Here is a 22,072-nt window from a genome sequence, read left to right as displayed (position 1 = left end):
CGGGGCCAGGCTCCGGCGGGGTTTCTCTCAAATACACCGACTCAGCAAATTACTGCTGGCCCTGAGGCTGCATCATCTGACGCTGTTGTTGCATCTGCTGCTGCATCTGTTTCATGCGGCGATCCAGCTCATCACGCTGCTCCTGGGTGAACACCGCATCCACCTTCGCCTGCATCAGGGCAGAAAGCGCTGCAATTTCACCGGTCACATCACCGAGTTTGGCGGCATTGTCACGAATGGCAGACTCGTCGTAATCCGGCTTGATCTGCTCTTGCAGGTCTTCCTGCAGCGAGCGGGCATCCTGGCGCAGTTCGCCGATCTCGCCCTGCATGTCGTCGATGATGCCGCGAATCTCGGTTTGCTGTTCTTCAGACAGCCCCACCATCTGCGCAAGCTGGGCCACCTGATCCGGCTGACCACCCGGCGACTGCTGTGCGATCGCCGGCGCTGAGATAGTCAGGGCGACAAGTGCGGAACCGATGAATTTTGCGAGCTTCATACTGTTCTCCATCATTGAGGCGGCCTGTCGGGAGCCACCACGGATTGGCTTTAATCATTTGAAGTGACACCCTAAAGCATTCACCTACTTCATTTCACCCCGATATCCCTTCAATTTGTACAGGTTCTCAGTTTGATTCGCTCTGAGGGCGCGGCACTGGCGGGATTTGATGAATGTGAAAATTTAGTCATTCCCCTGCATAATGGCGCCCTCAATCAATCAGCGGAGTAAACACCATGGCCATTAACTGGTTTCCCGGGCATATGCACAAGGCCCGAAAGGAGATCAAGAAAGTCATGCCCCAGATGGACCTCATCATCGAGGTGGTGGACGCCCGGATTCCCTTCAGTAGTGAGAATCCACTGGTACCTTCGCTGCGTGGCGATACCCCGCTGATCAAGGTGCTTAACAAGCGAGACCTGGCCGACCCGGTCATCACCGAGCAGTGGCTGGCCTGGCTGGAGCGGGAACGGGGTGTACGTGCGGTCACGCTCACACACAATCAACGCCAGGAAGCCCTGGGCATCCTCAAGCTGGCGGAAGAGATGACGCCCGGGCATGATCGACAGAAAAGCGCCTTGAGGGTGATGATCCTGGGCATCCCGAACGTCGGCAAATCCACACTGATCAATACCCTGGCTGGCCGGCCCGCCGCCAAGACTGGCAACGAGCCGGCGGTTACCCGGGCACAACAGGCCATCAAACTGCCGGATAACGTTCTGCTCTACGATACCCCTGGCTTCCTCTGGCCCAAGCTGTCGCCGGTGCAATGCGGCTATCGCCTGGCAGTAACCGGCGCAATCCGCAGTGCTGTGCTGGATTTCGAGGATGTTGCGCTGTTCGAGGCGGATTATCTGATTGCCCACTACCCGGAGCTCGTCGTCAACCGCTACGGGCTGGACGAAAGACCCGTGGATGGGCTGGCACTGATGGATGCCATCGCCGTAAAACGCCGTTTCCTGGGCCGCGGCGGGGTACCGGATCTGCACAAGGTTTCCGAAGTGCTGCTGAACGAACTCCGAGCCGGGACGCTCGGCCGGATCTCGCTGGAAACGCCGGATATGGTGGAACAGGAACTGGTTGAAGCCCGAGCCCGGGAACAGGCCGAGGCGGAAGAGAAAGCCAGAAAGGACGAGCAGCGCAAGAAGAAGAAACGCTAGCCGGAGGTGGCGTAAAAGCCAAACCCGTAAAGACTAAAGTTTGGTCATAAGACTAGCCTTTTTTGCTATACTTGATTTAAATCAAGGTGACTGAAACCAGATGTTTCAGCATTGGCACCCATGGGAATCCGCCGCATGCCCTGGTATCCGGATTGCCCAGGGTGTCCGCCCCGAACGCAGGCAAAAGCCTTACCTGTTGGGGCTGAGGACGCACCGCACACGCTTCGGTGCGGTTTTGAATGGATCAACCCGGATGGTTCGTCAACTATGGCCCAGGCAATTCGACTTCACCAAGTATCCCCTCTCAAGGCCTCCTGTCACCAGTGCAGCCTCAGCAACCTGTGTCTACCTCTGGCCATTGAAGAGAACGATCTTGATCGCCTTGAGGACATTGTCCAGCAGGGGAAAATCTATAACCGCGGCGAGCATATTTTCGATCAGAGTACCCCGGTTCGCTCCTGCTTTGCGGTCAAGAGCGGCTCCATCAAAACATCCATTATTACCGAAGGCGGTGAAGAACAGGTAACCGGTTTCTTCATGCCTGGTGAACTGGTGGGGCTGGACAGCATGAGCAGCGAGAACTATGCCTGCACTGCCAAAGCACTGGAACGTACCAGCGTATGTGAATTCCCGGTCGACAGGCTTGAGGAACTCACCGGCAAGCTGCCGGAACTGCAGCACCACATGTATCACCTGATGAGCCAGGAAATCCAGAACAGCCATCAACTGGCCATGCTGCTCAGCAAGAATACCGCCGAAGAGCGCATTGCGGCGCTTTTGCTGTCGCTGTCCAGCCGCTTCCGGCGTCGTCGTATGTCGGCTACCAATTTCAGCCTGCCCATGGCCAGGAACGACATTGCCAACTTCCTGGGCCTGGCAGTTGAAACCGTGAGCCGGGTTTTCACCCGCTTCCAGAATCAGGGCATCATCCGCGCTCGCGGGCGGGAAGTGGAACTGCTGGATGTGGAAGCGCTGCAAATGGTAACGCGGGATTTCGCCCGTCAGGGCCAGTAAGCACTAACCAGTCACACACTCTGAGCGGGTTCAGGAATTTGCCGGAACCCGCTCAGCGCTGTTCGATTCCTTCAACATCGCCACCTCTTCAGACAACCAGGTGCGCCACGGCATCTGTTTTATGCCGAAGGTATTGCGGATCTTGGTACAGACCATAGTGGTGTTTACCGGTTCGATGTGGCCCCAGTCGGGCACCTCGTCCACCACCTTGATTCCTTCAGGAATGCCAGGCATGCCGGCGATCGCCAACCCCAGTTCATACAGATTGATCTCTTCTGCCCCGGCGTACTGGTAGGTACCCCAGACTTCAGCACCACAATCGATCTGGAGCGCCACCGCCACGATCACCCTCGCCAGATCTTTCACCGCCACCGGCTGCCCCTGACACCGGCCGGGCAAAGACAGGCCACCTTGCGCCGTACTTCGCTGAACCTTGCCGATAAATCGGGCCAGGCTCCAGCCGGTACGCAGAATAATATGCCGCGGGAGCTGCGTTCTCAGGGCCTGCTCACATTCCCATTGCCAGCGACCCAGCTCGTTAACAGGCTGCCCTGGATTCGACGCTATGTAGGCACCCTGTTTACGGCCATCAAACACATAACATGAAGAAAGCTGCAGTAAAGCCATTTTGCGCTCACGGGCATGCTCGGCCAGCGCCAACGGCAATGAAAACGCCGCTTCGTGAGTCGCCTCCCGGTTTTTCTCCGCCTTTTCCGGATCCGCGAGCCACAACGCATTGATAATCAGCGCGGTGTCTTCAGGAATCCAGTTATCCAGGGCATGCAGGTCGACATTGGCAGGATCACTGACCAGCAAAGGACTGATCCGCAGATGCGTTTCCCGCAGGCGCTCCAACAGCACCTTGCCAAGCGGGCCATAGTCGTGAACAACAAGTACATGCACGTGGAAACAACGCCTCCGGAATATCACTGATGTGACGGATGTCAGGAAACACTCGGGCCAATGGCTCGGAACACTACTTTACTGCAGTATCATGCAGCCTGAAACGTCAGCCTTACGGGGAGCCGGTGAACGCTCCCGGATCGACAAGCATACAACAACGGGAATCCCAATGCTGAAACAACAGAGCCATATAGTGGCCCCTATCCCCGATGAACTAAGAACCCGGGCTCTTTATACCGTCAGTGAGCTCAAAGGCCGCGGCAAAGCCGACAAGCAGGCCATCGACCAGCTGTATGAGCTCATCGTTGAACTGACCGAATCCGGGCTGGATTTCTTTTTCCTTGAGCCACTACGCCGCCTGAATGCCGGCAGCATGATGATGGGAATGGCCAAAATGGGCATCAGTAGCATGCTCAAGGGCAGCAAAATGGTGATTCACAAAGTCCTCAAGAAACTGGACGACCGCAGCCTGGCGGCGATTCTCGATTTCATCGAAGAAATCATTCATGAACCCGAGGCACCCGCGACGTAACGCCGGTGAGCAACTCATAGCCAATGGTACCGGCGTAACCGGCCACCTCGTCGACACTCACGGTTTTGCCCCAGAGCTCCACCAGGTCGCCCTCGCGGGCTTCAGGGACAGCACTCAGGTCTACCGCCAGCATGTCCATGGAGACCCGCCCCAACAAACGGATTCGCTGGCCGCGCACAGCGGCTGGCGTTCCGGTACCCGCGTGACGCGGGTAGCCATCGGCATAACCAATGGCCACCATGCCCATCCGGGTATCCTGACTGGCCGTCCAGGAAGCGCCATACCCTACCGACTCCCCGGCACGAACCACGCGTGTGGTAATCAGAGGCGCCTGCAAGGTCATCGCAGGGCAAAGCCCCAGCTCCGCACCGGTTTTGCCCTCCATGGGTGACGCCCCGTAGAGCATGATCCCCGGGCGGCTCCACTCGTACAGCGGCTGATTCGGGCGAAAGTGAGCCGCAGAATTGCCAACGCTACGCATCAAATCCGGCCAGGGGGCTACTGCCCGCTCAAAAATCCGGGTCTGGAGCCCGGTCATTTCGCTGTCCGAATCATCGGCACAGGCAAAATGAGTGACAAAACCAATCGCAAGATGCTTCAGGCCCGCTTCCTCAAGCCCGGCCATCACCTCCGGCAGCTCTTCGGGCCGGAAGCCCAGACGGTTCATGCCAGTATTGACCTTGATCCAGAATCTGGGAGAACGCCCCACACCGAGCCACGATAACTGTTGCTGACAGTGGAGCACCGGTTCAAAACCCGACCGCTCACATTCGGCCAGATCATCCTTTTGATGGGTGCCCTGCAGCAGCACCACGCTGTGTCGATGGCCGGCACCGCGAATGGCTATGGCTTCCTCGATACAGGCCACCGCAAACCGGCTGGTCTCCGGGGCCAGAGCATCAGCAACCGAGCGAATGCCATGGCCATAGCCATCGGCTTTGACCACCGCCATGGCATAGGCGGTTCCGGCCAGTTCCCGGGCCCGGCGGAAATTGTGTTTCAGGGCGTCAAGATCAATGCGGGCAACGGTGGGGCGTGGCATTAATAATCCCCACCGTAATCGCTGTAATCGCCGTGCGCCAGGTCTTCGAATTTGGTGTATTTACCGATGAACGCGAGACGGATGGTACCGATCGGGCCATTCCGCTGCTTACCAATAATGATCTCGGCAATGCCCTTATCCGGCGTATCCTCGTTGTAGACCTCATCCCGGTATACGAACATGATCACATCGGCATCCTGCTCGATCGCACCGGATTCCCGCAGGTCCGAGTTGACCGGGCGTTTGTTGGGGCGCTGCTCCAGACTCCGGTTCAACTGGGACAGCGCCACAACCGGGCAGCCCAGTTCTTTGGCAATACCCTTGAGTGAGCGTGAGATTTCAGAAATCTCCGCAGTCCGGCCTTCAGTGTTACCCGGCACCCGCATCAACTGCAGGTAGTCGACCATGATCAGGCCAATCTTGCCGCCGTTCTCCCGCGCCACCCGACGGGCCCTGGAGCGCATTTCTGTCGGGCTCAGCCCCGGAGTGTCATCGATATAAAGCGGCTTATCCTTCAACAGACTGACGGCAGAGGTAAGCCGGGGCCAGTCATCCTCTTCCAGCTTGCCGCCCCTCACTTTGGTCTGATCAATGCGACCAAGCGACGACAGCATACGCATGGCCAGCGCATCTGCGGGCATCTCCATACTGAACACCAGTATCGGGGTGCCGGTGCTGATCAGGGCGTTCTCAACAATGTTCATGGCAAAGGTGGTCTTACCCATAGAGGGCCGCCCCGCCACAATGATCAAGTCGGCCGGCTGCATACCGGAGGTCTGGTCGTCCAGGTCCCGGAAACCAGTAGTCAAACCGGTCGTCTGCTCGCCGGATTCAAACAACTCTTCAATCCGGCTGAGTGTGGTCGCCAGGATGGGGTTGATGGCCTTGGGACCGGAACCTTCTTTAGTACGTGCCTCGGCGATCTGGAACACACTGCGTTCTGCTTCGTCCAGAATATCGTTACTTTTTCGCCCCTGCGGGTTGAAGGCCGAATCGGAGATCTTGCCGGACACCTCCACCAGCTGCCGCAGAATGGAGCGTTCGCGAACAATGTCAGCGTAGGCTCTGATATTGGCGGCGCCGGGTGTTTTCTCGGCGAGTTCCGCCAGATAAGACAGACCACCAGCATCCTCAATATCGCCGGCCCGTTCCAGAAACTCGGCCAGGGTAACCACATCCAGCGGCTCGCTCTCGCTGGCCAGGCGCTCCACGGCGCCGAAAATCAGGCGATGGTCCTGCCGGTAAAAATCAGCCGCTGAAATAATCTCGGCGATCTCGTCAAACCGACGGTTGTCCAGCATCAGGCCGCCGAGCACCGCCTGTTCAGCCTCGACCGAATGCGGCGGGACCTTGATGCGACTGGTTTCCGGATCAATAGAAGCAGGTTTCAGAGTGGGATTGGCCATAGACACCGACATCAGGGAAATGAACAAACGAGATGACAAGAATACCAGAAAGCAACGGGCCCGAAACCGTCTCCGGCTCGGGCCCGTTTTTCAGCACGGAAACCTGTGGCTTCAGTGCTGGTTGAATCGACCTGTCACTGGGCTACCGATTACTCGGCAACAACCGCCAGCTTGATGGTCACTTCAACGTCTGTGTGCAGCTGCAGCTCGATGTCGTACTCGCCAGTCACCCGGATCGGGCCTTCCGGCAGACGAACTTCGCTCTTCTCGACTTCAGTACCACCGGTAGACACTGCGTCGGCAATGTCACGAACACCGATAGAACCGAACAGCTTACCTTCTTCACCAGCCTTGGAGGTGATGGTGAAGGAAGCGCCTTCCAGAGCTTCGGCACGGGCCTGGGCAGCAGCCAGCTTCTCAGCAGCAGCTTTTTCCAGCTCAGCGCGACGCTCTTCAAACGCCTTTACGTTTGCTTCCGTAGCAGGAACGGCCTTGCCGTACGGCAGCAGGAAATTACGACCGTAACCGGCCTTAACCTTTACCTTGTCACCCAGGGAGCCAAGGTTTGCGACTTTCTCGAGCAGAATAACTTCCATCTCGTTAACCTCTTCGTGCTTTATTCAGCCGGACCGGCGGGTATACGCCCCCGGATATCCAGCCAGCTATCCACAAAAGCCAGAACCACTAACAGCATCAACAGATTGGGACCCAGCAGAACCAGAGCAACGTAAAACATTGCCAGCCAGTTTCCGCTCCACTGCTTTCGAGCAAACACACCGTGCACCAGAGCCAACCCGGCCAGAACCAGCGGGGTGCCCGCAGCCCAGGCCAGCAGAATGGCATTCAGCCCAAGAATCGGGCCGACCACCATGGTGATGGCGCACACTACGGCTACCGCCGGCGATAACCTGAGGCCATGGAATTCCTTGCGGAATCCACCGGGGTTATACAACCCCGCCTGCCACGACCTTGCCAGCATCGTCATACCGATGGCGGTGGCAAAGTAGGTACCGGCCATGCTGGCGTTCATGGTGTCCCGGATAACCTGTTCCAGTTCACCACCCAGCGCACGGGCCATTTCAGTGTTGTACTGCTCGTAAACCTCGACACCAGCCTGAACCAGATCGTTCAGCAGCGCCGGATACATCATAGGCAACATCAGCCCGGTCAGTATCGCCAGAAAGGCACCGGACAACAGCGCTCTTTCCCAGGACAACGTCGTCCGGATAATGGATGCCATCAGCATCACCTGCAGCAGCACCGCCAGCGCCGTGGGATCCTGGCCGTAAACGGCCCACCCGATCGCCGGAATCAAAGCCCAGAGGCCAATATTGAGCCCCTGGCGAATGCCCAGTCGAAGAACGACCAGGCCAGTTACCGCTGCGCCAATCCAGAACAGTAAGGGTACTGCGGTGGTAACCGCTGCAACCCCGCCAGCCTGCAGGGGACCGCGCATTACATACTGTGCCAGTGCACGCATGGTCCCGGGTCCTGTCCGTTAAAACTTAGTGGTCGTGACCGTCCGTATACGGCAGCAGTGCCAGGTAGCGGGCACGCTTGATAGCGGTAGCCAGCTGACGCTGATAACGTGCTTTGGTGCCGGTGATGCGGCTGGGCACGATTTTGCCGGTTTCAGTGATGTAGCCTTTCAGGGTGTCCAGATCCTTGTAATCGATCTCTTTAACACCTTCTGCCGTGAAGCGGCAGAACTTACGACGTCTGAAAAAACGAGCCATAACGTAACTCCTAACTCCGGTTAATTACTCTTCTTCGTCCTGGGATGCGCTCTGACGCTCTTCAGAGTCAGCTGAACGACGTGGACGATCGTCTCCGCCGGAACGACGGTCCTCACGGGACTCAGCGGCTTTCATCGGAGACAGGTCGGTAACGGCCTCGTCGCGACGCAGAATCAGGTCACGGATGATGGCGTCGTTAAACCGGAAGTTGTGAGTCAGCTCGTCCATCGCGGCCTGTGAACATTCGATGTTCATCAGCACGTAGTGAGCCTTGTGGATCTTGTTGATCGGGTAAGCCAGGTGACGACGGCCCCAATCTTCCAGGCGATGTACCTTGCCGCCATCTTCAGTGATGACGCTGGTATAACGCTCGATCATCGCGGGCACCTGCTCGCTCTGATCCGGATGTACCATGAAAACGATTTCGTAGTGACGCATGAGTTCTCCCTACGGTTTAAACAGCTTCCTTCTCCCGGTGGCCATACCAGTGGTTGTGGCCGGAGCGTGAAAGCAAGGAGGTGACAGCAAGTGCTGCCGGTTTCTTTTTTGCTTTATCAATAAGGCTTTACAAGAAAGGCTTGATCAAAAGCGAAGCTAACCATTGCCATACAACAGACAATAAAAAGCCACCCCTTGAAAAAGGGGTGACGTATTCTAGGCCCGCAGGCCTGTTTGTGCAAGGTTTAACCGAGGCGCTGGCGCAGTGCCTCGTACAGACAGACACCGGTCGCCACAGACACATTCAGACTGTCGACGTGGCCGAGCATCGGGATGTTGATCAACTGGTCACAATGTTCACGGGTCAGCCGGCGCATACCTTTACCTTCGGCGCCCATCACCAGAGCAACCGGCCCCTTGAAATCAGCCTGATACAAGGTGGCATCCGCCTCACCGGCCGTACCAATCAACCACACGCCCTGGTCCTTCAACTCCCGAAGGAAACGGGCGAGATTGGTCACCCGGACAAACGGTACCGTTTCTGCCGCCCCACAGGCGACCTTTCGGGCAACCGGTGTCAACGAGGCAGATTTATCCTTGGGCACAATCACGGCCTGCACTCCCGCCGCATCGGCGGTACGCATGCACGCACCCAGATTATGGGGATCCGTCACGCCATCCAGCACCAGAAGGAATGGCGACTTGTCGCTGGCGGCCAACTGGGCAAGAAGATCATCCTCGGTCCACTCCCGGCTTTCCGCAACGGCAGCAACAACACCCTGGTGGACACCCGACACCCGCTCATCCAACTCTTTCCGGTGCACCACTTTCCAGGGCACCCCCAGACCGTCAAGGGCATCGGTAACCGACTTCACCCGCTTGTCCTGACGACCGGTCTGAATCCAGACCCTTTGCAACCGCTCCGGCTCTCTTTTCAGCACGGCATCTACGGCATGCCAGCCGAATACATATTCCTGAGACACTGACAATCAATTCCTGCGTAACGTGTTATTTGCGACTCTTGCGCTTACGGCCCGAGCCTGACGGTTTACCTTTGGCCGATTTGGACCGGGCCTCCCGGGCAGCCTCTGCTGCCAGCTTTTCCTTGGCGCTGGCCGGCTTACCGGTTTTTCGCCCTTTACCGGAGCGATCACCCTTGCCCTTGCCCCGCGGCTCGCGCTTGGACACTTCCAGCGCATCGCGGTCTGCCTTCCGGCGCCTGGGGGTACTTACCAGCTCAAGATCGATTTTGCGGTCTTCCAGATCGACACGCACCACGCGGACACGCACTTCGTCACCCAGACGGAAGCTGACCGCCGTGCGCTCACCAATCAGACGATGCTTGACGGCATCGTGATGGAAGTAGTCACCACTGAGCGTGGAGACGTGTACCAGACCTTCGATGTAGATATCGGACAACTCAACAAAGAAGCCAAACGGCACCACCGCGCCGATAATGCCATCGTACTCCTCGCCCACGTGATCGCGCAGGAACTCGCACTTGAGCCAGGCCATGACATCCCGTGTGGCATCGTCGGCCCGGCGTTCGGTCATGGAGCAATGCTCACCCAACTGCTCCATACGGGCATAATCGTAGGGATACTCAGCCAATTCGGGATCGTGCACCTTCGGGGACACCAGATCTTTGGTTGCCTCGGGATTATGGATCCGGGACTTGATGGCCCGATGCACAATCAGGTCCGGGTAACGTCGAATTGGCGACGTGAAGTGGGTATAACTGGCGAAGCCAAGACCAAAATGCCCGGCTTCCTCAGGACTGTACACCGCCTGGCTCAGAGAGCGCAGCATCACCATCTGGATGACATTGGCATCCGGGCGGTCGGCCACCTGACCCAGCAAGGCCTGGTAATCTGCCGATGACGGCTTGTCGCCGCCGCCCAGCTGCAATCCCAGCTCACCCAGGAACAGGCGCAGATTGCTCAGACGCTCTTCCGAAGGCCCGTCGTGCACCCGGTAAAGCGCCGGAATCTTGTGCTTCTTGAGGAAGCGGGCCGTCGCCACATTGGCGCACAGCATGCACTCTTCGACAATCTTGTGGGCATCGTTCCGGTGCACCGGAACAATTTCCTCAATCTTGCGCTGGGCATCGAAAACAATCTTGGTTTCCGTGGTCTCGAAATCAATGGCCCCACGCTCGGTGCGAGCCTTTCGCAACAACTTGTAGAGGTCATACAGGTTGTGCAGATGCGGCAGCAGATCCGCATAGTGGGCGCTGAGTTTGTAGCCCTGCTCCGTATCCGGATGCTCCAGCATGGCACTGACCTTGTTGTAGGTCAGCCGGGCATGGCTGCGCATTACGGCCTGATAGAAGGTGTAGCCGCTGATGTTACCGGCGGCACTGATGGTCATGTCGGCCACCATGCACAGACGGTCGACATCCGGGTTCAGGGAACACAGGCCATTGGAGAGCTTCTCCGGCAGCATGGGCACCACGTGGTCCGGAAAATACACCGAGTTACCGCGCTGAATGGCCTCTTCATCCAGTGGCGACCCCGGGCGGACATAATGGGAGACATCAGCGATGGCCACCACCAACCGATAGCCACCACGGGGACGAGGCTCGCAGTAAATGGCATCATCGAAGTCACGAGCGCTCTCGTCGTCGATGGTCACCAGGCGCATGTTGCGGATATCCACCCGGTTTGCCTTGTCTTTCTCTGCCACTTCCGCGGGAATCGAGGCGGCCTGTTCACCGACCGCGGGCGGCCAGCTATGCGGGATTTCGTAGGAACGAATGGCCACATCGATTTCCATTCCCGGCGCCATGTGCTCGCCCAGAATCTCGATAACCTGGCCGGTGGGCTGGGTTCGAATCGTCGGCTGACGAATGATTTCCACCACAACATACTGGCCGTGAACCGCCTTACCCGCCTGCTCATCCGGAACCAGTATCTCGTGATTGATTCTGGCGTTCTCTGGCACTACGAAGGCGATGCCGCTTTCTTTAAAAAAGCGACCGACGATCTGGGAGGTGCGATGCTCCAGCACTTCTACAATCTTGCCTTCCCGGCGCCCGCGATCATCCACCTGATCCACCCGGGCGGCTACCCGGTCACCGTGGAATACCTGGCGCATCTGCCGGGCAGTCAGAAACAGGTCGGAGCCACCGTCATCGGGGATCAGAAACCCGAAACCATCACGATGTCCAACCACACGCCCGGTGACCAGATCCGCTTCCTCGATCGGCAGGAACGCATCACGGCGGTTACAGATCAACTGTCCATCACGGCACATCGCAATCAGACGACGGCGCAACGCTTCAATTCCTTCCGCAGACGTCTGCCCGAGCTCCTGACACAGGGTCTCGTGCGTGGCCGGCGCGCCCCGCTCTTTCAGATGTTGGAGAATGTACTCCCGACTCTGGATGGGGTTGTCATATTTCTGGGCCTCACGCTGGGCATGAGGGTCACTTTGTTTGTTCTTCCTGGAAACCATTCGGATCCTTTCTGTCTCACCGCAAACCGTGCGGCATCATTCATGTTTGATGCAGTATAACGTTGGGATGGGAATGCTGCCTAACAAGGGCGCCAATATAGGCACAAATACCCTGAAATCGTCAGACTCTGCCGCCGAAACTTTTTTGAAAAAAATGTTTGACAGCACCTGAACGAATCATTAAAGTACGCGCCATTGGTTGAGGGGCAACTCCTCACCACTGGCAGAAACGCTAGGTTTTCAATAAACTATACGCGAATCTGCAAATCACCTGCCGAGGTGGTGAAATTGGTAGACACGCTAGCTTCAGGTGCTAGTGGGGGCAACCCCGTGGAGGTTCAAGTCCTCTCCTCGGCACCATTTTCTTCCCCAGAAAATGGCCTAAGAAATTAAAAATCCCGAAAAAATCAGCAGCATCTGACGTCGAACTCGCCGTATTTACGCCGAGCATTTTGTGCTGTCTGGAAGGACGACAGACAGAACATCCATCGCCCTTTCCGCAAACCGCCTTACTCCGACAGCCTGTCCAACAGATAGTCCGAGAGGCTCTGGTACTCGTACTCCACTGTGGAATACGCCCGGCCCGGCCGGTCGAGAGGACCGTCACCGCAATCGGATGTGGCGACGAAATCGACCAGATACGCCGTCTTGAGCAGGTTCGGACGCTGCATATCCAGCTCTTCGCTGTTCAGTGCGTCGTAAAACAGCTGCCACTGGAACGCCCCGTTCGCAGAATCCACTTCTGGCCTATTTGCGGTCGCCCGATCCAGGAACGGGAACCGGAGCAAGCGGGCAAAAGAGACGCCATTGCGATCATCAATATCGTATTCATAGGCGCCGGCCCCGAAAAGATCGGAAGCGGCAACGTCACTGGTAAATGAGAAGGGAAACAGCCGGGTCGCATACTGGCCGTTGCGCTCGGTATCGTTAGGCGCAACACCCTGGGGCGCGCAGGAGGCTCCACCACCTGCAAACTGAACGGCTGCTTCCAGGCCACCGCCCGCGGTCAGCCGATACCCACTGACCAGATCCCGTGGCGACTGCTCGCCATCCAGAATGTCCGCTGGCGAATTGGCTACCTCTAACGTCAGCACGCGATCATCAGCCCTACCGGGCACGGACTCCACCAGAGTCCCGGCCTGCCCATCCCAAACCCAGCTGATGTCACCGATACCATCCAGCTCGGTTCCCCCTGGCGTTACCCCGAGCGTCTGCTCATGGCACGTAGTGACGGTATCAAGACTGGCCGTGCCATTCTCCCAGGCAAACTCCAGACGCTCGTGCACGCCCTCCTCGTCGTACCAGACGGCACTTTGGGGCGAAAGGGAGGAAGATGGCAGCCACTGGGTCTTCAAATTGGTCATATAGCCATCGGCCTGAAACAAACGGGCCATCTCTGGCAATGAAATACCCAGGCAGCCCCGACTGGATACAGCCAGCAGCCTGCCACCTTCACTGTATTCAAAAGACAGCTCAGCCGAGGCACCGAGGTCAGAGGTATTGGTAGGCAGTACGTCTGATCGGGTTGGCCGTGCCGAAATCCGCTGACTCACCAGAAGCCTGGGATTGCTTACTTCCACATCAACATCCGGCAGTACCAGCGTATCGGTATCCACATTGCCGTAGTTGCCACCGGACGCAGCGGCATCGACAATGGCAATAACCTCATCAACGTTCTGCACCACCGAATAACCAAGCAGGTACACCCCGTCACGCGGTAACAGGCTGGCTTCGCTGCCGTCACTGCCATTCCCTGCCAGGTAATCGTTGTAGCCATCAGGAATCTGGCTGGCCATGAACCGCGCCAACGCCCGGGCATAGGCGTGAGCCCGGTCATCATTGGCAAGAATATAGTCCTTCCACAGGTTGATACCGTCCAGATCAGCGAACCGGTTATCCGGAATCGGATTTTCAGCATTCCACTGGCCGGCCAGGCTCCGGAAACGGGCCAGCGTAGTCAGGGGGGTAATATTGGTTACGCCGGGGCTGGCTGACATCAAAAACGCCCGGCTGACCGCCTCATCGCCGTAGCTTCGCTCCTCCAGGGTCTGCCCGGGAATGGCGAGGGCATAAAGCGGATAATCCCTGGGGTCCAGGTTTGCGCCGATCGATGGCGGAACATCCAGTGCGGAAACGTCCATGGAAAACCGCCCGCCGGGACCGCTCATCACGGTTGGCTCGCCATTCTCCAGAACGTGGGTATTACCGCTGTCCAGCTCAATCTCCACCGGCCCTGCGGTGTACTGGCCATTGTCGTCAAGATCCAGCCAGACCCGGGCATTGTTGAGGTATCCGTCGATCACACGCCCCTGGTAGGGCGCCCGCTCGCTGTAGGTAACACCATCGAACTCCCGGCCATCAACCGGCAGGTCATCGGATTCATCGCCACAGCCGGCGATCGCAAGTGACAGCAGAGGAACGGTAACACTGATCAGACGTTTCATCGCGGCAACCATTTATCCTTGTTAGAGGTTGTGCCGCTACTTTAGGAGATGTGCCGCCGGGAGACCTTGACAGGCTTGGCAAATTGTAAAGTTTGGTAACGAGCAGGCCCCGGAATGTGCCGGGGCCTGCAAATCGGGGCAATTCGTCAGAACGACCGCGCCACGATTTCCTTCATGATTTCGTTGGTACCGGCGTAGATCCGCTGCACGCGCGAATCGGCCCACGCCCGGGCAATCGGGTACTCCCACATGTAGCCATAGCCACCGTGCAGCTGAACGCATTCGTCCATCACCTTGCATTGAAGGTCGGTGGTGTGCTGCTTGAGCATGGCCGCCGTCGGGATATCCAGCTTCTTGTCGAGGTGCAGCTCCAGGCAGCGGTCCGTAAAGACACGGGCTGCCGTGATTTCGGCTTTCAGCTCGGCCAGCTTGAAACGGGTGTTCTGGAACGCGATGACCGGTTTACCGAAGGCTTTGCGTTCTTTCACGTAATCCAGGGTCCACTGCCAGGCGGCCTCGGCGGCAGCGACTGCGGTCAGGGCCACCTGAAGCCGCTCTGCCGGCAACTCCTGCATCAACTGGAAGAAGCCCTGTCCTTCCATGCTACCCAACAGATTATCTGCCGGAACTTTTACGTCCTGGAAGAACAACTCAGAGGTATCCTGGGCCTTCATGCCCACCTTGTTCAGATTCTGGCCCTTTTCAAAGCCCTCCCAGGCGGTTTCGACCAGCAACAAGCTGGTGCCCTTGGCACCTTCTTTGGGGTCAGTCTTGGCAACAACAATCACCAGATCCGCTAGCTGACCGTTGGTGATAAAGGTTTTTGAGCCATTCAGAATGTAATGGTCACCCTGGCGAATGGCCGTGGTTTTCACGCCCTGAAGATCGGAACCTGCCCCAGGCTCGGTCATGGCGATGGCAGTGATCATTTCACCTGATGCCATTTTGGGAAGATACTTCTGCTTCTGCTCTTCCGAGCCGTAGTTCAGGATATAGGGCGCCACGATATCGGAGTGCAGCCCCCAGCCAATGCCGGACAATCCGGCCCGGGAGATTTCTTCCATGATCACCGCCGAGTAACGGAAATCGGCCCCCACACCGCCGTACTCTTCCGGCAGCATGGGGCATAGGAACCCCAGCTCGCCCGCTTTTTTCCAGAGCTCCCGGCTGACCTGGCCATCTTTTTCCCATTGGTCATGATACGGAGCCGCTTCCTGCTCCAGAAACTTGCGAACGGAGTCCCGGAAGCCTTCAAGATCGGCGTCGAAAAGAGTACGTGGAATCATTGCTGAACCTCGGTAAACGGGTTGGTTTATCGTTGTGTTCAGCAAGTCTGTGGCGGGGCGGGGTTTCGCTCAATGGTGAAAACCATCAATCGCTTTGGCCAAAACCATCGCCCCGGAACGGATCAGTTGGCTTTCTTTTCGCCCCAGCGGGGTACCAGGGTTTGCGGAAGATCCAGATGGTCGAGAATCCGGGCCACCATAAAATCGACCAGATCATCTACCGACTGCGGGTTGTGATAGAACCCGGGGCTCGCCGGCATCATCACCGCGCCCATGCGGGTGAGCTTGAGCATGTTTTCCAGGTGCACTTCGGAATACGGCGTCTCCCGTAACACCAGAATCAGCTTGCGGCGCTCCTTCAGGGCCACATCGCCGGCGCGCTCGATCAGGTTATTGCTGGCCCCGGTCGCCAGAGCCGAGAGCGTGCCAGTGCTGCAGGGGCATATCACCAGCGGCGCCTTCTCGCCGGAACCGGAAGCCGGTGGAGAAAACCACTCCTCCCGGCCAAAGACCTGTACCTGACCGGGCTGCGCACCGGCGAAGTCCGACAAGGCCTCTGCCATGGCAGGCGTGGAACCCGGCAGCCGAAAATCGGTTTCAGTCGCGATCACCACCTGGGCCGCCTTACTGATCATCATGTTCACACGGCAACCGTTGGCTACCAGGCACTGCAACAGACGAAGCCCGTACTGGGCTCCGGACGCGCCGGTAAACGCCAGATTAACAACCGGTGATTGTTCAGCCACGACGCTTCTCCAGTTCCGCCACCAGTTTCCGATGAATGCCGCCAAAACCGCCATTACTCATGATCACGATATGACAGGTCTCTGGCAGTCCCTCCAGCGCCTTCTCAATCAGTTCCTCCACCGACGCCTCCACCCTGTGATGATCCAGCTCACCATGTTCCGCCTGCCAGCTCCCCACCAGTTCCGGCAACCAGTCCATATCACTGAGATTACCCCAAAGCACCCGATCCGCCAGTGCGGCACTCGGGATCAGCGTCTGCTTGTGCACACCCTGCTTCATGGTATTGGAGCGGGGTTCGATAATGGCCAGGATGGGCTCATCTCCCACCCGATTGCGCAATCCCTCCAGGGTAGACGCAATCGCGGTTGGATGATGGGCAAAGTCGTCGTATACGCGCACACCGCCGATTTCGCCCACCAGCTCCATTCTGCGCTTCACTCCAGAGAACCGGCACAACGCCGCCACCGCATGGTCAGGCGTAACGCCCACATGACGGGCAGCGGCAATCGCCGACAGGGCATTACGCACATTGTGCAAACCGGTCAGCCCCCATTTCAGGGTCGCAACCGGCTGCTCATGGTGGATAACCATGAAGCGGCTGCCATCCTCAGCCAGAAGCTCAGCCCGCCAGTCCGCCGTGCGGCTGATCTCGCTGCCGATAGCCGTATCCTGCACCGGGCTCCAGCACCCCATCTCCAGGGCATTATCCAGGTGGCTGTCCAGGGCAGGTCGAATGATCAGGCCCTGAGACGGTACGGTACGCACAAGGTGGTGGAACTGACGCTCGATGGCTTCCACGTTTTCGAAAATGTCGGCGTGGTCGAATTCCAGATTGTTCAGAATCAGGGTATTCGGGCGGTAGTGGATGAACTTGGAGCGCTTGTCAAAGAACGCGCTGTCGTACTCATCCGCCTCGATCACAAAGAAATCACTGCTGCCCAGCCGGGCAGACACCGGAAAGTCCTGGGGCACACCGCCTATCAGGTAACCGGCATCAAAGCCGGCCTGGTCGAGAATCCACAGCAACATGGCCGTTGTGGTGGTTTTGCCATGGGTACCGGCTACGGCCATCACCCAACGGTGGCGCAGGACCTCCCGGGCAAGCCATTCAGGGCCAGACATATAATCAATGCGCCGGTTGAGCACTGCTTCCACTTCCGGGTTACCCCGGGACATGGCATTTCCGATCAGCACCAGATCCGGTTTCGGCTCCAGGTTCTCGGGCCGGTAACCTTCTGTCAACGCAATGCCCTGGGCCTCCAGCTGAGTACTCATGGGAGGGTAAACGCCCTGGTCCGAACCGGTCACCTTATGCCCCAGCTCCCGGGCGATCACCGCCAGACTGCCCATGAACGTGCCGCAAATGCCCAGAATATGTATATGCATTAAGGTTGTGCCTCCGGTTTGAAACCTGCCAAGCCTCTACCATACTTTCTGCGCGGTCAAGAGCCGGCATATGCTCATGAAAAACCGCGGTGTTTGGCGTATCATCTGCGCCATCGTTGAACCAGCAGGAGGCTTCAGCCCGAGATGGCTATCAAGAACGCATTTTATGCCCAGTCTGGCGGGGTCACCGCCGTTATCAATGCCAGTGCTTGCGGTGTTATCCAGACCGCACGCAAACATCCGGACCAGATCGGCAAGGTCTATGCCGGCCGTAATGGCATCATCGGCGCGTTGAAAGAAGAGCTGATTGACACCAGCCTGGAATCTGACGACGCCATCCAGGCCCTGATCCACACGCCGGGCGGGGCTTTCGGCTCCTGCCGATACAAGCTCAAGAATATTTCCGAGAACCAGCGCGAATACGAGCGCCTGATTGAAGTGTTCCGGGCCCACGACATAGGCTACTTTTTCTACAACGGCGGCGGTGATTCCCAGGATACCGCCTACAAGGTCTCCCAGCTGGCCGACCGCATGGGTTACCCGATCACCTGCATCGGCGTGCCCAAGACCGTCGATAACGACCTGCCCTTCACCGACTGCTGCCCCGGCTTTGGCTCCGTGGCCAAGTACATTGCCACGTCCACCCTGGAAGCCAGCCTGGATATCAAGTCCATGTGTGAAACGTCCACCAAGGTCTTCATTCTGGAAGTGATGGGACGCCACGCCGGCTGGATTGCAGCCTCCGGTGGGCTGGCCGGACAGGGCGAGGGCGAACCGCCCCACATCATCCTGTTCCCGGAAATTCCGTTCAACCGGGAGAAATTCCTGGAGCGGGTGGATCAGTGCGTGAAGGACTATGGCTACTGTGTGGTGGTGGCGTCTGAAGGTGCCCAGTACGAAGACGGTCGCTTCGTTGCCGATGCCGGTGCCAAGGACGCCTTCGGCCACACCCAGCTCGGTGGCGTTGCACCGGCGCTGGCAAATATGGTGAAACAGGCCCTTGGCCACAAATACCACTGGGCGGTGGCAGACTATCTGCAGCGTGCAGCCAGACACATTGCCTCCGCCACCGATGTGGAGCAGGCCTATGCGGTTGGCAAGGCTGCTGTGGAAATGGCCCTGGCGGGCAAACAGGCGCTGATGCCCACCATCGTGCGGGATCAGGCCAAGCCTTATCGCTGGTCAATCGGCGAGGCCAATCTCAGCGAGGTGGCCAACCAGGAAAAGAAAATGCCGATCCACTACATCACGGACAACGGCTTTGGTATCACCCAGGATTGCCGGGATTACCTGCAGCCGCTGATTGCCGGTGAAAGTTTCCCGCCGTTTGACGACGGCCTGCCCAGGGTTGCCAAGCTGAAGAACCAGCTGGTGGAGAAGAAACTGCGGACCGAGTTCGAACTCTGATCCGTCCCTGCAGTTCCACAAAAAAGCCCGGCCAAGTTGCCGGGCTTTTTGTTACGCCATAAACGCTGTGATTTAACTGGCCGTTTGTGCCTCATGGCGACGGACATACGCCGAGAAATCGTCGAAGCCACCCACATACTCGGAACCCACCAGAATCTGGGGCACCGTGTAGACCGGATGGCCGATACGGTCGGCAATGTCCTGTTTGCTCATGCCTTTTTCGATCATGTCCACCCACACGTAGGGGATGTTTCTGGATTCACACAGGTCCCTTGCCCGAACGCAAAAACCACAACTTGAACGGCCATAAATCGTGACCTGCTCCATACATACCTCCTGACTCAAAGGGTTGCGAGTGGCTGGCACTCAGCGCATTTATAATGACGCAATAATGGCATGGCGAGCACCAATTGAAAATTGATCCTCGCCATGATCGTGATAGTAGCTGACGATACCGATATCGCCCGAGGAAGGGCCAGCCTCAGGTTTTCAGGCGCCCCAGCTCACGGTCGAGCACCTGAACCTGGCCATCGAGCGCATCGCCACTCTGCCGGACCCGTTGCGCCAACTCTCGCAGGTCGTTGGCCGCATCGCCAATGTGGGTCAGGTTTCGGTTAATTTCCTCGCTCACCGAGCTCTGCTCCTCAGCGGCGGTGGCCACCTGGGTCACATGCTCAACAATAGTGGCGATACGCTCAACCACCGTTGCCAGCGAGTGACTGGCTTCCCGGGTACCCTCTACCGCGCTGGTGGCCCGCTCCACCCCGGTTCCAATGACCGTTACCGCACCGTCCACGTCGCCTTTCAGGCGCTCAATCATGCCACTGATTTCATCCGTGGATTCGCGGGTTCGGGACGCCAGCGTGCGAACTTCATCGGCCACCACCGCAAAGCCACGCCCCTGTTCTCCGGCCCGGGCAGCCTCGATAGCCGCATTCAGTGCCAGCAGATTGGTCTGCTCGGCAATGCCACGGATCACTTCCAGAATCCGATTAATTTCCTCACTGCGCTGGGCAACATGGCCAATGGCCGAGCTGGCCTGATCCATATCGCCGGCCAGTGCATCCACACCCCGCAACGCCGTACCCAGTGTGTCCTGGGTAAACTTGATGCCGTCCCGGGCCGCCCGGGCATTATCTGCTGCCTCGCCAGCAAAGCCGGCCACTTCCCCGGCCGCCGCGGACATTTCATTCATGGCGGTCACGACGCTGTCGATATCCTGGTGCTGGCGGGCGGTCTGCTCATCGGTATCCCGTGCAATGACGCCAACATCCGAGGCCTGCCCCCGAACCTGGGCATTCACGTCTTTCAGGTCGTTGATCATTTCCCTCAGACGGGCCAGGAAGGCATTGAAGCCGCCCGCCAGGTCAATCAACTCGGCATGGGTGTCAATATCCAGTTCACGGGTAAGATCGCCCTCGGCACTGGCCAGATTGCGCATGCGCTTCCGGATCTCGTCCAGGGGCCGGGTAACCGAGCGCACCAGCAACACCAACACAGCAATCGCAAGTACGACCACCACAATGCCCACCACGGTCTGGCGGGTGGCAGTGCTGGTTACTTCGTCTGACAGCAACGCCGTTATTTCATTCACACTGGCCAGAGCCGTATCACGGGGCAGTTCGATCAACAGCGACCACTCGGCGCCCGGCAACGCCACCTTGATGGGATAGGACACGGCAAGAATCTCACCATTGTCGAAACTGCCCCCGTTGCGGTGCAGCGATGTAAACTCGCCGGCCAAATCCGGCAGAGCTTCCCTCAGCGGCCGCCCCAGTTGCTCCTGATAATGACTGGAAGCCGCAATCAGGCCTTTCTCGCTCAACAATGTCACCCGTGACTGGCCGTCAAAGAGTTCCTCGCTGACACCGGCAATGGTCGACTGCAGTGTCGACAGATTGATATCGGCACCCACCACCCCGGCAAACTCGCCGTTGTTAATCACCGGCACCACCAGGCTGGTCATCAGCTCGGAGTAGCCCTCTTCAACCTCGTACTCATAGGGCTCCATCAGACAGGGCTTCAGGGAATCACGGGAACACAGGTACCATTCGGCCTCACGGATTCCGAACTCATTGCGGTTTTCCAGGTATTTGGTGGCAGGGTCTTCGGTCCTGCTGAATACCACGTCGCCAGCCGGGTCCCGATAGTAGTAGATCTCCAGGGTACCCTCATCACTGCTGTGTTCTTCCACGCCGCCGGTAAAGTAGATGTCCTGACCGTCATAACCATCCGGCTCAAACTGGGCATAAATCGAACTCAGGTGCTTCTGTTCCTCGAGCACAGCCCCAATGTTTTCCTGAAGGTCGCGCCGGCTGATCCTTCCGGAGCTGTCCGCTTCGATATTTCGGGTAATCAGGCTGCGAACCACCTCCGGGGTCTGGTAGGCGGTTTCGAATACCCCGGTCACCAGCTCACCGTATTTCCCTGCGGTAGCGCTAAGCTGATCCATGACGATACTTTGTACCGTGCCCCGGGTTTCCCGGGTCAGCCGTTCCTCCATGGAACTGAGGGAAAGCTGGGCGGTGATGACAATACTCACCCCCATGGTCAGCAGCAGTGCAATCACCAGGGCGTAGAGTTTTACGCGCAGAGAGAGTTGTTTCATGTACATCG

At 58.0% G+C, this 22,072-nt stretch carries 20 protein-coding genes and 1 tRNA gene; 5 read left to right on the top strand and 16 right to left on the bottom strand.

The genetic code is table 11. The annotated features are described in order from the left end of the window. Positions 1-49 precede the first annotated feature (49 nt). Positions 50-499, bottom strand: coding sequence for a Spy/CpxP family protein refolding chaperone (locus QPL98_RS11830; protein ID WP_014420689.1), 450 nt, complete (start codon positions 497-499; stop codon positions 50-52). Positions 500-735: 236 nt separating this feature from the next. Between QPL98_RS11830 and ylqF the strand changes: the two genes are divergently transcribed. Together ylqF and fnr are read left to right on the top strand one after the other, a co-directional pair. Then, positions 736-1,659: a ribosome biogenesis GTPase YlqF gene (gene ylqF / locus QPL98_RS11825; protein ID WP_303293318.1), complete on the top strand. Its 924-nt coding sequence runs from the start codon at positions 736-738 to the stop codon at positions 1,657-1,659. 267 nt (positions 1,660-1,926) lie between these two features. Then, entirely contained in the window at positions 1,927-2,673 is a 747-nt protein-coding gene (gene fnr / locus QPL98_RS11820) for a fumarate/nitrate reduction transcriptional regulator Fnr (RefSeq protein WP_011785841.1), read from the top strand. Positions 2,674-2,703: 30 nt separating this feature from the next. Here the strand turns inward: fnr and QPL98_RS11815 are convergent, their stop codons facing one another. After that, positions 2,704-3,576: a sugar nucleotide-binding protein gene (locus tag QPL98_RS11815; protein ID WP_113879837.1), complete on the bottom strand. Its 873-nt coding sequence runs from the start codon at positions 3,574-3,576 to the stop codon at positions 2,704-2,706. Between the two features lie 169 nt (positions 3,577-3,745). On the opposite strand from QPL98_RS11815, the gene QPL98_RS11810 reads away from it, so the two are divergent. Beyond that, on the top strand, positions 3,746-4,108 hold the full coding sequence (locus tag QPL98_RS11810) for a hypothetical protein (RefSeq protein WP_022991953.1): 363 nt from the start codon (positions 3,746-3,748) through the stop codon (positions 4,106-4,108). Here the strand turns inward: QPL98_RS11810 and alr are convergent. The 8 genes from alr to rnr all read right to left on the bottom strand — a co-directional run bounded on the left by alr (position 4,077) and on the right by rnr (position 12,186). Next, a complete protein-coding gene (gene alr, locus QPL98_RS11805; protein ID WP_022991954.1) occupies positions 4,077-5,150 on the bottom strand; it encodes an alanine racemase in 1,074 nt (357 codons plus the stop codon). The two genes, QPL98_RS11810 and alr, sit on opposite strands and share 32 nt — an antisense overlap. After that, complete coding sequence (dnaB, locus tag QPL98_RS11800; protein ID WP_014420683.1) at positions 5,150-6,556, bottom strand: replicative DNA helicase; 1,407 nt, start codon at positions 6,554-6,556, stop codon at positions 5,150-5,152. The genes alr and dnaB overlap by 1 nt, the downstream gene beginning before the upstream one ends. Positions 6,557-6,705: 149 nt before the next feature. After that, positions 6,706-7,152: a 50S ribosomal protein L9 gene (gene rplI, locus QPL98_RS11795; RefSeq protein WP_011785846.1), complete on the bottom strand. Its 447-nt coding sequence runs from the start codon at positions 7,150-7,152 to the stop codon at positions 6,706-6,708. Between the two features lie 20 nt (positions 7,153-7,172). Next, positions 7,173-8,036 (bottom strand): hypothetical protein, encoded by an 864-nt coding sequence (locus QPL98_RS11790; protein WP_023011457.1) that lies wholly within the window; start codon positions 8,034-8,036, stop codon positions 7,173-7,175. A 25-nt stretch (positions 8,037-8,061) separates the two neighbouring features. Beyond that, positions 8,062-8,292 carry a 30S ribosomal protein S18 gene (gene rpsR / locus QPL98_RS11785; RefSeq protein WP_011785848.1) on the bottom strand — a complete coding sequence of 77 codons (231 nt, stop codon included), beginning with the start codon at positions 8,290-8,292 and terminating at the stop codon, positions 8,062-8,064. 24 nt (positions 8,293-8,316) lie between these two features. After that, complete coding sequence (gene rpsF, locus QPL98_RS11780) at positions 8,317-8,730, bottom strand: 30S ribosomal protein S6 (RefSeq protein WP_011785849.1); 414 nt, start codon at positions 8,728-8,730, stop codon at positions 8,317-8,319. 245 nt (positions 8,731-8,975) lie between these two features. Continuing rightward, the gene (gene rlmB, locus QPL98_RS11775; RefSeq protein WP_023011456.1) at positions 8,976-9,713 is read right to left on the bottom strand and encodes a 23S rRNA (guanosine(2251)-2'-O)-methyltransferase RlmB; all 738 of its coding nucleotides are present in this window, start codon (positions 9,711-9,713) and stop codon (positions 8,976-8,978) included. 25 nt (positions 9,714-9,738) lie between these two features. Next, a complete protein-coding gene (gene rnr / locus QPL98_RS11770) occupies positions 9,739-12,186 on the bottom strand; it encodes a ribonuclease R (protein ID WP_011785851.1) in 2,448 nt (815 codons plus the stop codon). Between the two features lie 273 nt (positions 12,187-12,459). Between rnr and QPL98_RS11765 the strand changes: the two genes are divergently transcribed. Beyond that, positions 12,460-12,546, top strand: a tRNA-Leu gene (locus QPL98_RS11765). A 149-nt stretch (positions 12,547-12,695) separates the two neighbouring features. Here the strand turns inward: QPL98_RS11765 and QPL98_RS11760 are convergent. The 4 genes from QPL98_RS11760 to mpl all read right to left on the bottom strand — a co-directional run bounded on the left by QPL98_RS11760 (position 12,696) and on the right by mpl (position 18,049). Continuing rightward, the gene (locus QPL98_RS11760) at positions 12,696-14,630 is read right to left on the bottom strand and encodes a hypothetical protein (protein ID WP_199452122.1); all 1,935 of its coding nucleotides are present in this window, start codon (positions 14,628-14,630) and stop codon (positions 12,696-12,698) included. Between the two features lie 146 nt (positions 14,631-14,776). Further along, entirely contained in the window at positions 14,777-15,916 is a 1,140-nt protein-coding gene (locus QPL98_RS11755) for an acyl-CoA dehydrogenase family protein (RefSeq protein WP_014420677.1), read from the bottom strand. 122 nt (positions 15,917-16,038) lie between these two features. Further along, the gene (locus tag QPL98_RS11750) at positions 16,039-16,662 is read right to left on the bottom strand and encodes a flavin prenyltransferase UbiX (RefSeq protein ID WP_199452121.1); all 624 of its coding nucleotides are present in this window, start codon (positions 16,660-16,662) and stop codon (positions 16,039-16,041) included. Beyond that, positions 16,655-18,049 carry a UDP-N-acetylmuramate:L-alanyl-gamma-D-glutamyl-meso-diaminopimelate ligase gene (mpl, locus tag QPL98_RS11745; protein WP_153740884.1) on the bottom strand — a complete coding sequence of 465 codons (1,395 nt, stop codon included), beginning with the start codon at positions 18,047-18,049 and terminating at the stop codon, positions 16,655-16,657. The genes QPL98_RS11750 and mpl overlap by 8 nt, the downstream gene beginning before the upstream one ends. A 144-nt stretch (positions 18,050-18,193) precedes the next feature. On the opposite strand from mpl, the gene QPL98_RS11740 reads away from it, so the two are divergent. After that, the gene (locus QPL98_RS11740) at positions 18,194-19,456 is read left to right on the top strand and encodes a 6-phosphofructokinase (protein WP_303293317.1); all 1,263 of its coding nucleotides are present in this window, start codon (positions 18,194-18,196) and stop codon (positions 19,454-19,456) included. A gap of 72 nt (positions 19,457-19,528) precedes the next feature. Here the strand turns inward: QPL98_RS11740 and QPL98_RS11735 are convergent, their stop codons facing one another. After that, complete coding sequence (locus tag QPL98_RS11735) at positions 19,529-19,783, bottom strand: GrxA family glutaredoxin (RefSeq protein ID WP_011785863.1); 255 nt, start codon at positions 19,781-19,783, stop codon at positions 19,529-19,531. A gap of 154 nt (positions 19,784-19,937) precedes the next feature. Next, the gene (locus tag QPL98_RS11730; RefSeq protein WP_199452119.1) at positions 19,938-22,064 is read right to left on the bottom strand and encodes a methyl-accepting chemotaxis protein; all 2,127 of its coding nucleotides are present in this window, start codon (positions 22,062-22,064) and stop codon (positions 19,938-19,940) included. Positions 22,065-22,072 lie beyond the last annotated feature (8 nt).

The sequence above is a fragment of the Marinobacter sp. ST-43 genome (assembly GCF_030541085.1).
Lineage (GTDB): Bacteria > Pseudomonadota > Gammaproteobacteria > Pseudomonadales > Oleiphilaceae > Marinobacter > Marinobacter nauticus.
The sequence above is the reverse complement of the archived record's forward strand: the minus strand, read 5'-3'. Positions and strand labels throughout refer to the sequence as shown.

Bases quoted from the DNA above. Each gene is read 5' to 3' on its own strand.
- QPL98_RS11790 (WP_023011457.1), bottom strand. From the start codon at position 8,036: ATGCGTGCACTGGCACAGTATGTAATGCGCGGTCCCCTGCAGGCTGGC.
- QPL98_RS11830 (WP_014420689.1), bottom strand. From the start codon at position 499: ATGAAGCTCGCAAAATTCATCGGTTCCGCACTTGTCGCCCTGACTATC.
- QPL98_RS11740 (WP_303293317.1), top strand. From the start codon at position 18,194: ATGGCTATCAAGAACGCATTTTATGCCCAGTCTGGCGGGGTCACCGCC.
- alr (WP_022991954.1), bottom strand. From the start codon at position 5,150: ATGCCACGCCCCACCGTTGCCCGCATTGATCTTGACGCCCTGAAACAC.
- dnaB (WP_014420683.1), bottom strand. From the start codon at position 6,556: ATGGCCAATCCCACTCTGAAACCTGCTTCTATTGATCCGGAAACCAGT.
- QPL98_RS11755 (WP_014420677.1), bottom strand. From the start codon at position 15,916: ATGATTCCACGTACTCTTTTCGACGCCGATCTTGAAGGCTTCCGGGAC.
- QPL98_RS11735 (WP_011785863.1), bottom strand. From the start codon at position 19,783: ATGGAGCAGGTCACGATTTATGGCCGTTCAAGTTGTGGTTTTTGCGTT.
- QPL98_RS11810 (WP_022991953.1), top strand. From the start codon at position 3,746: ATGCTGAAACAACAGAGCCATATAGTGGCCCCTATCCCCGATGAACTA.
- mpl (WP_153740884.1), bottom strand. From the start codon at position 18,049: ATGCATATACATATTCTGGGCATTTGCGGCACGTTCATGGGCAGTCTG.
- rpsF (WP_011785849.1), bottom strand. From the start codon at position 8,730: ATGCGTCACTACGAAATCGTTTTCATGGTACATCCGGATCAGAGCGAG.
- ylqF (WP_303293318.1), top strand. From the start codon at position 736: ATGGCCATTAACTGGTTTCCCGGGCATATGCACAAGGCCCGAAAGGAG.
- rplI (WP_011785846.1), bottom strand. From the start codon at position 7,152: ATGGAAGTTATTCTGCTCGAGAAAGTCGCAAACCTTGGCTCCCTGGGT.
- QPL98_RS11760 (WP_199452122.1), bottom strand. From the start codon at position 14,630: ATGAAACGTCTGATCAGTGTTACCGTTCCTCTGCTGTCACTTGCGATC.
- QPL98_RS11730 (WP_199452119.1), bottom strand. From the start codon at position 22,064: ATGAAACAACTCTCTCTGCGCGTAAAACTCTACGCCCTGGTGATTGCA.
- rnr (WP_011785851.1), bottom strand. From the start codon at position 12,186: ATGGTTTCCAGGAAGAACAAACAAAGTGACCCTCATGCCCAGCGTGAG.
- rpsR (WP_011785848.1), bottom strand. From the start codon at position 8,292: ATGGCTCGTTTTTTCAGACGTCGTAAGTTCTGCCGCTTCACGGCAGAA.
- fnr (WP_011785841.1), top strand. From the start codon at position 1,927: ATGGCCCAGGCAATTCGACTTCACCAAGTATCCCCTCTCAAGGCCTCC.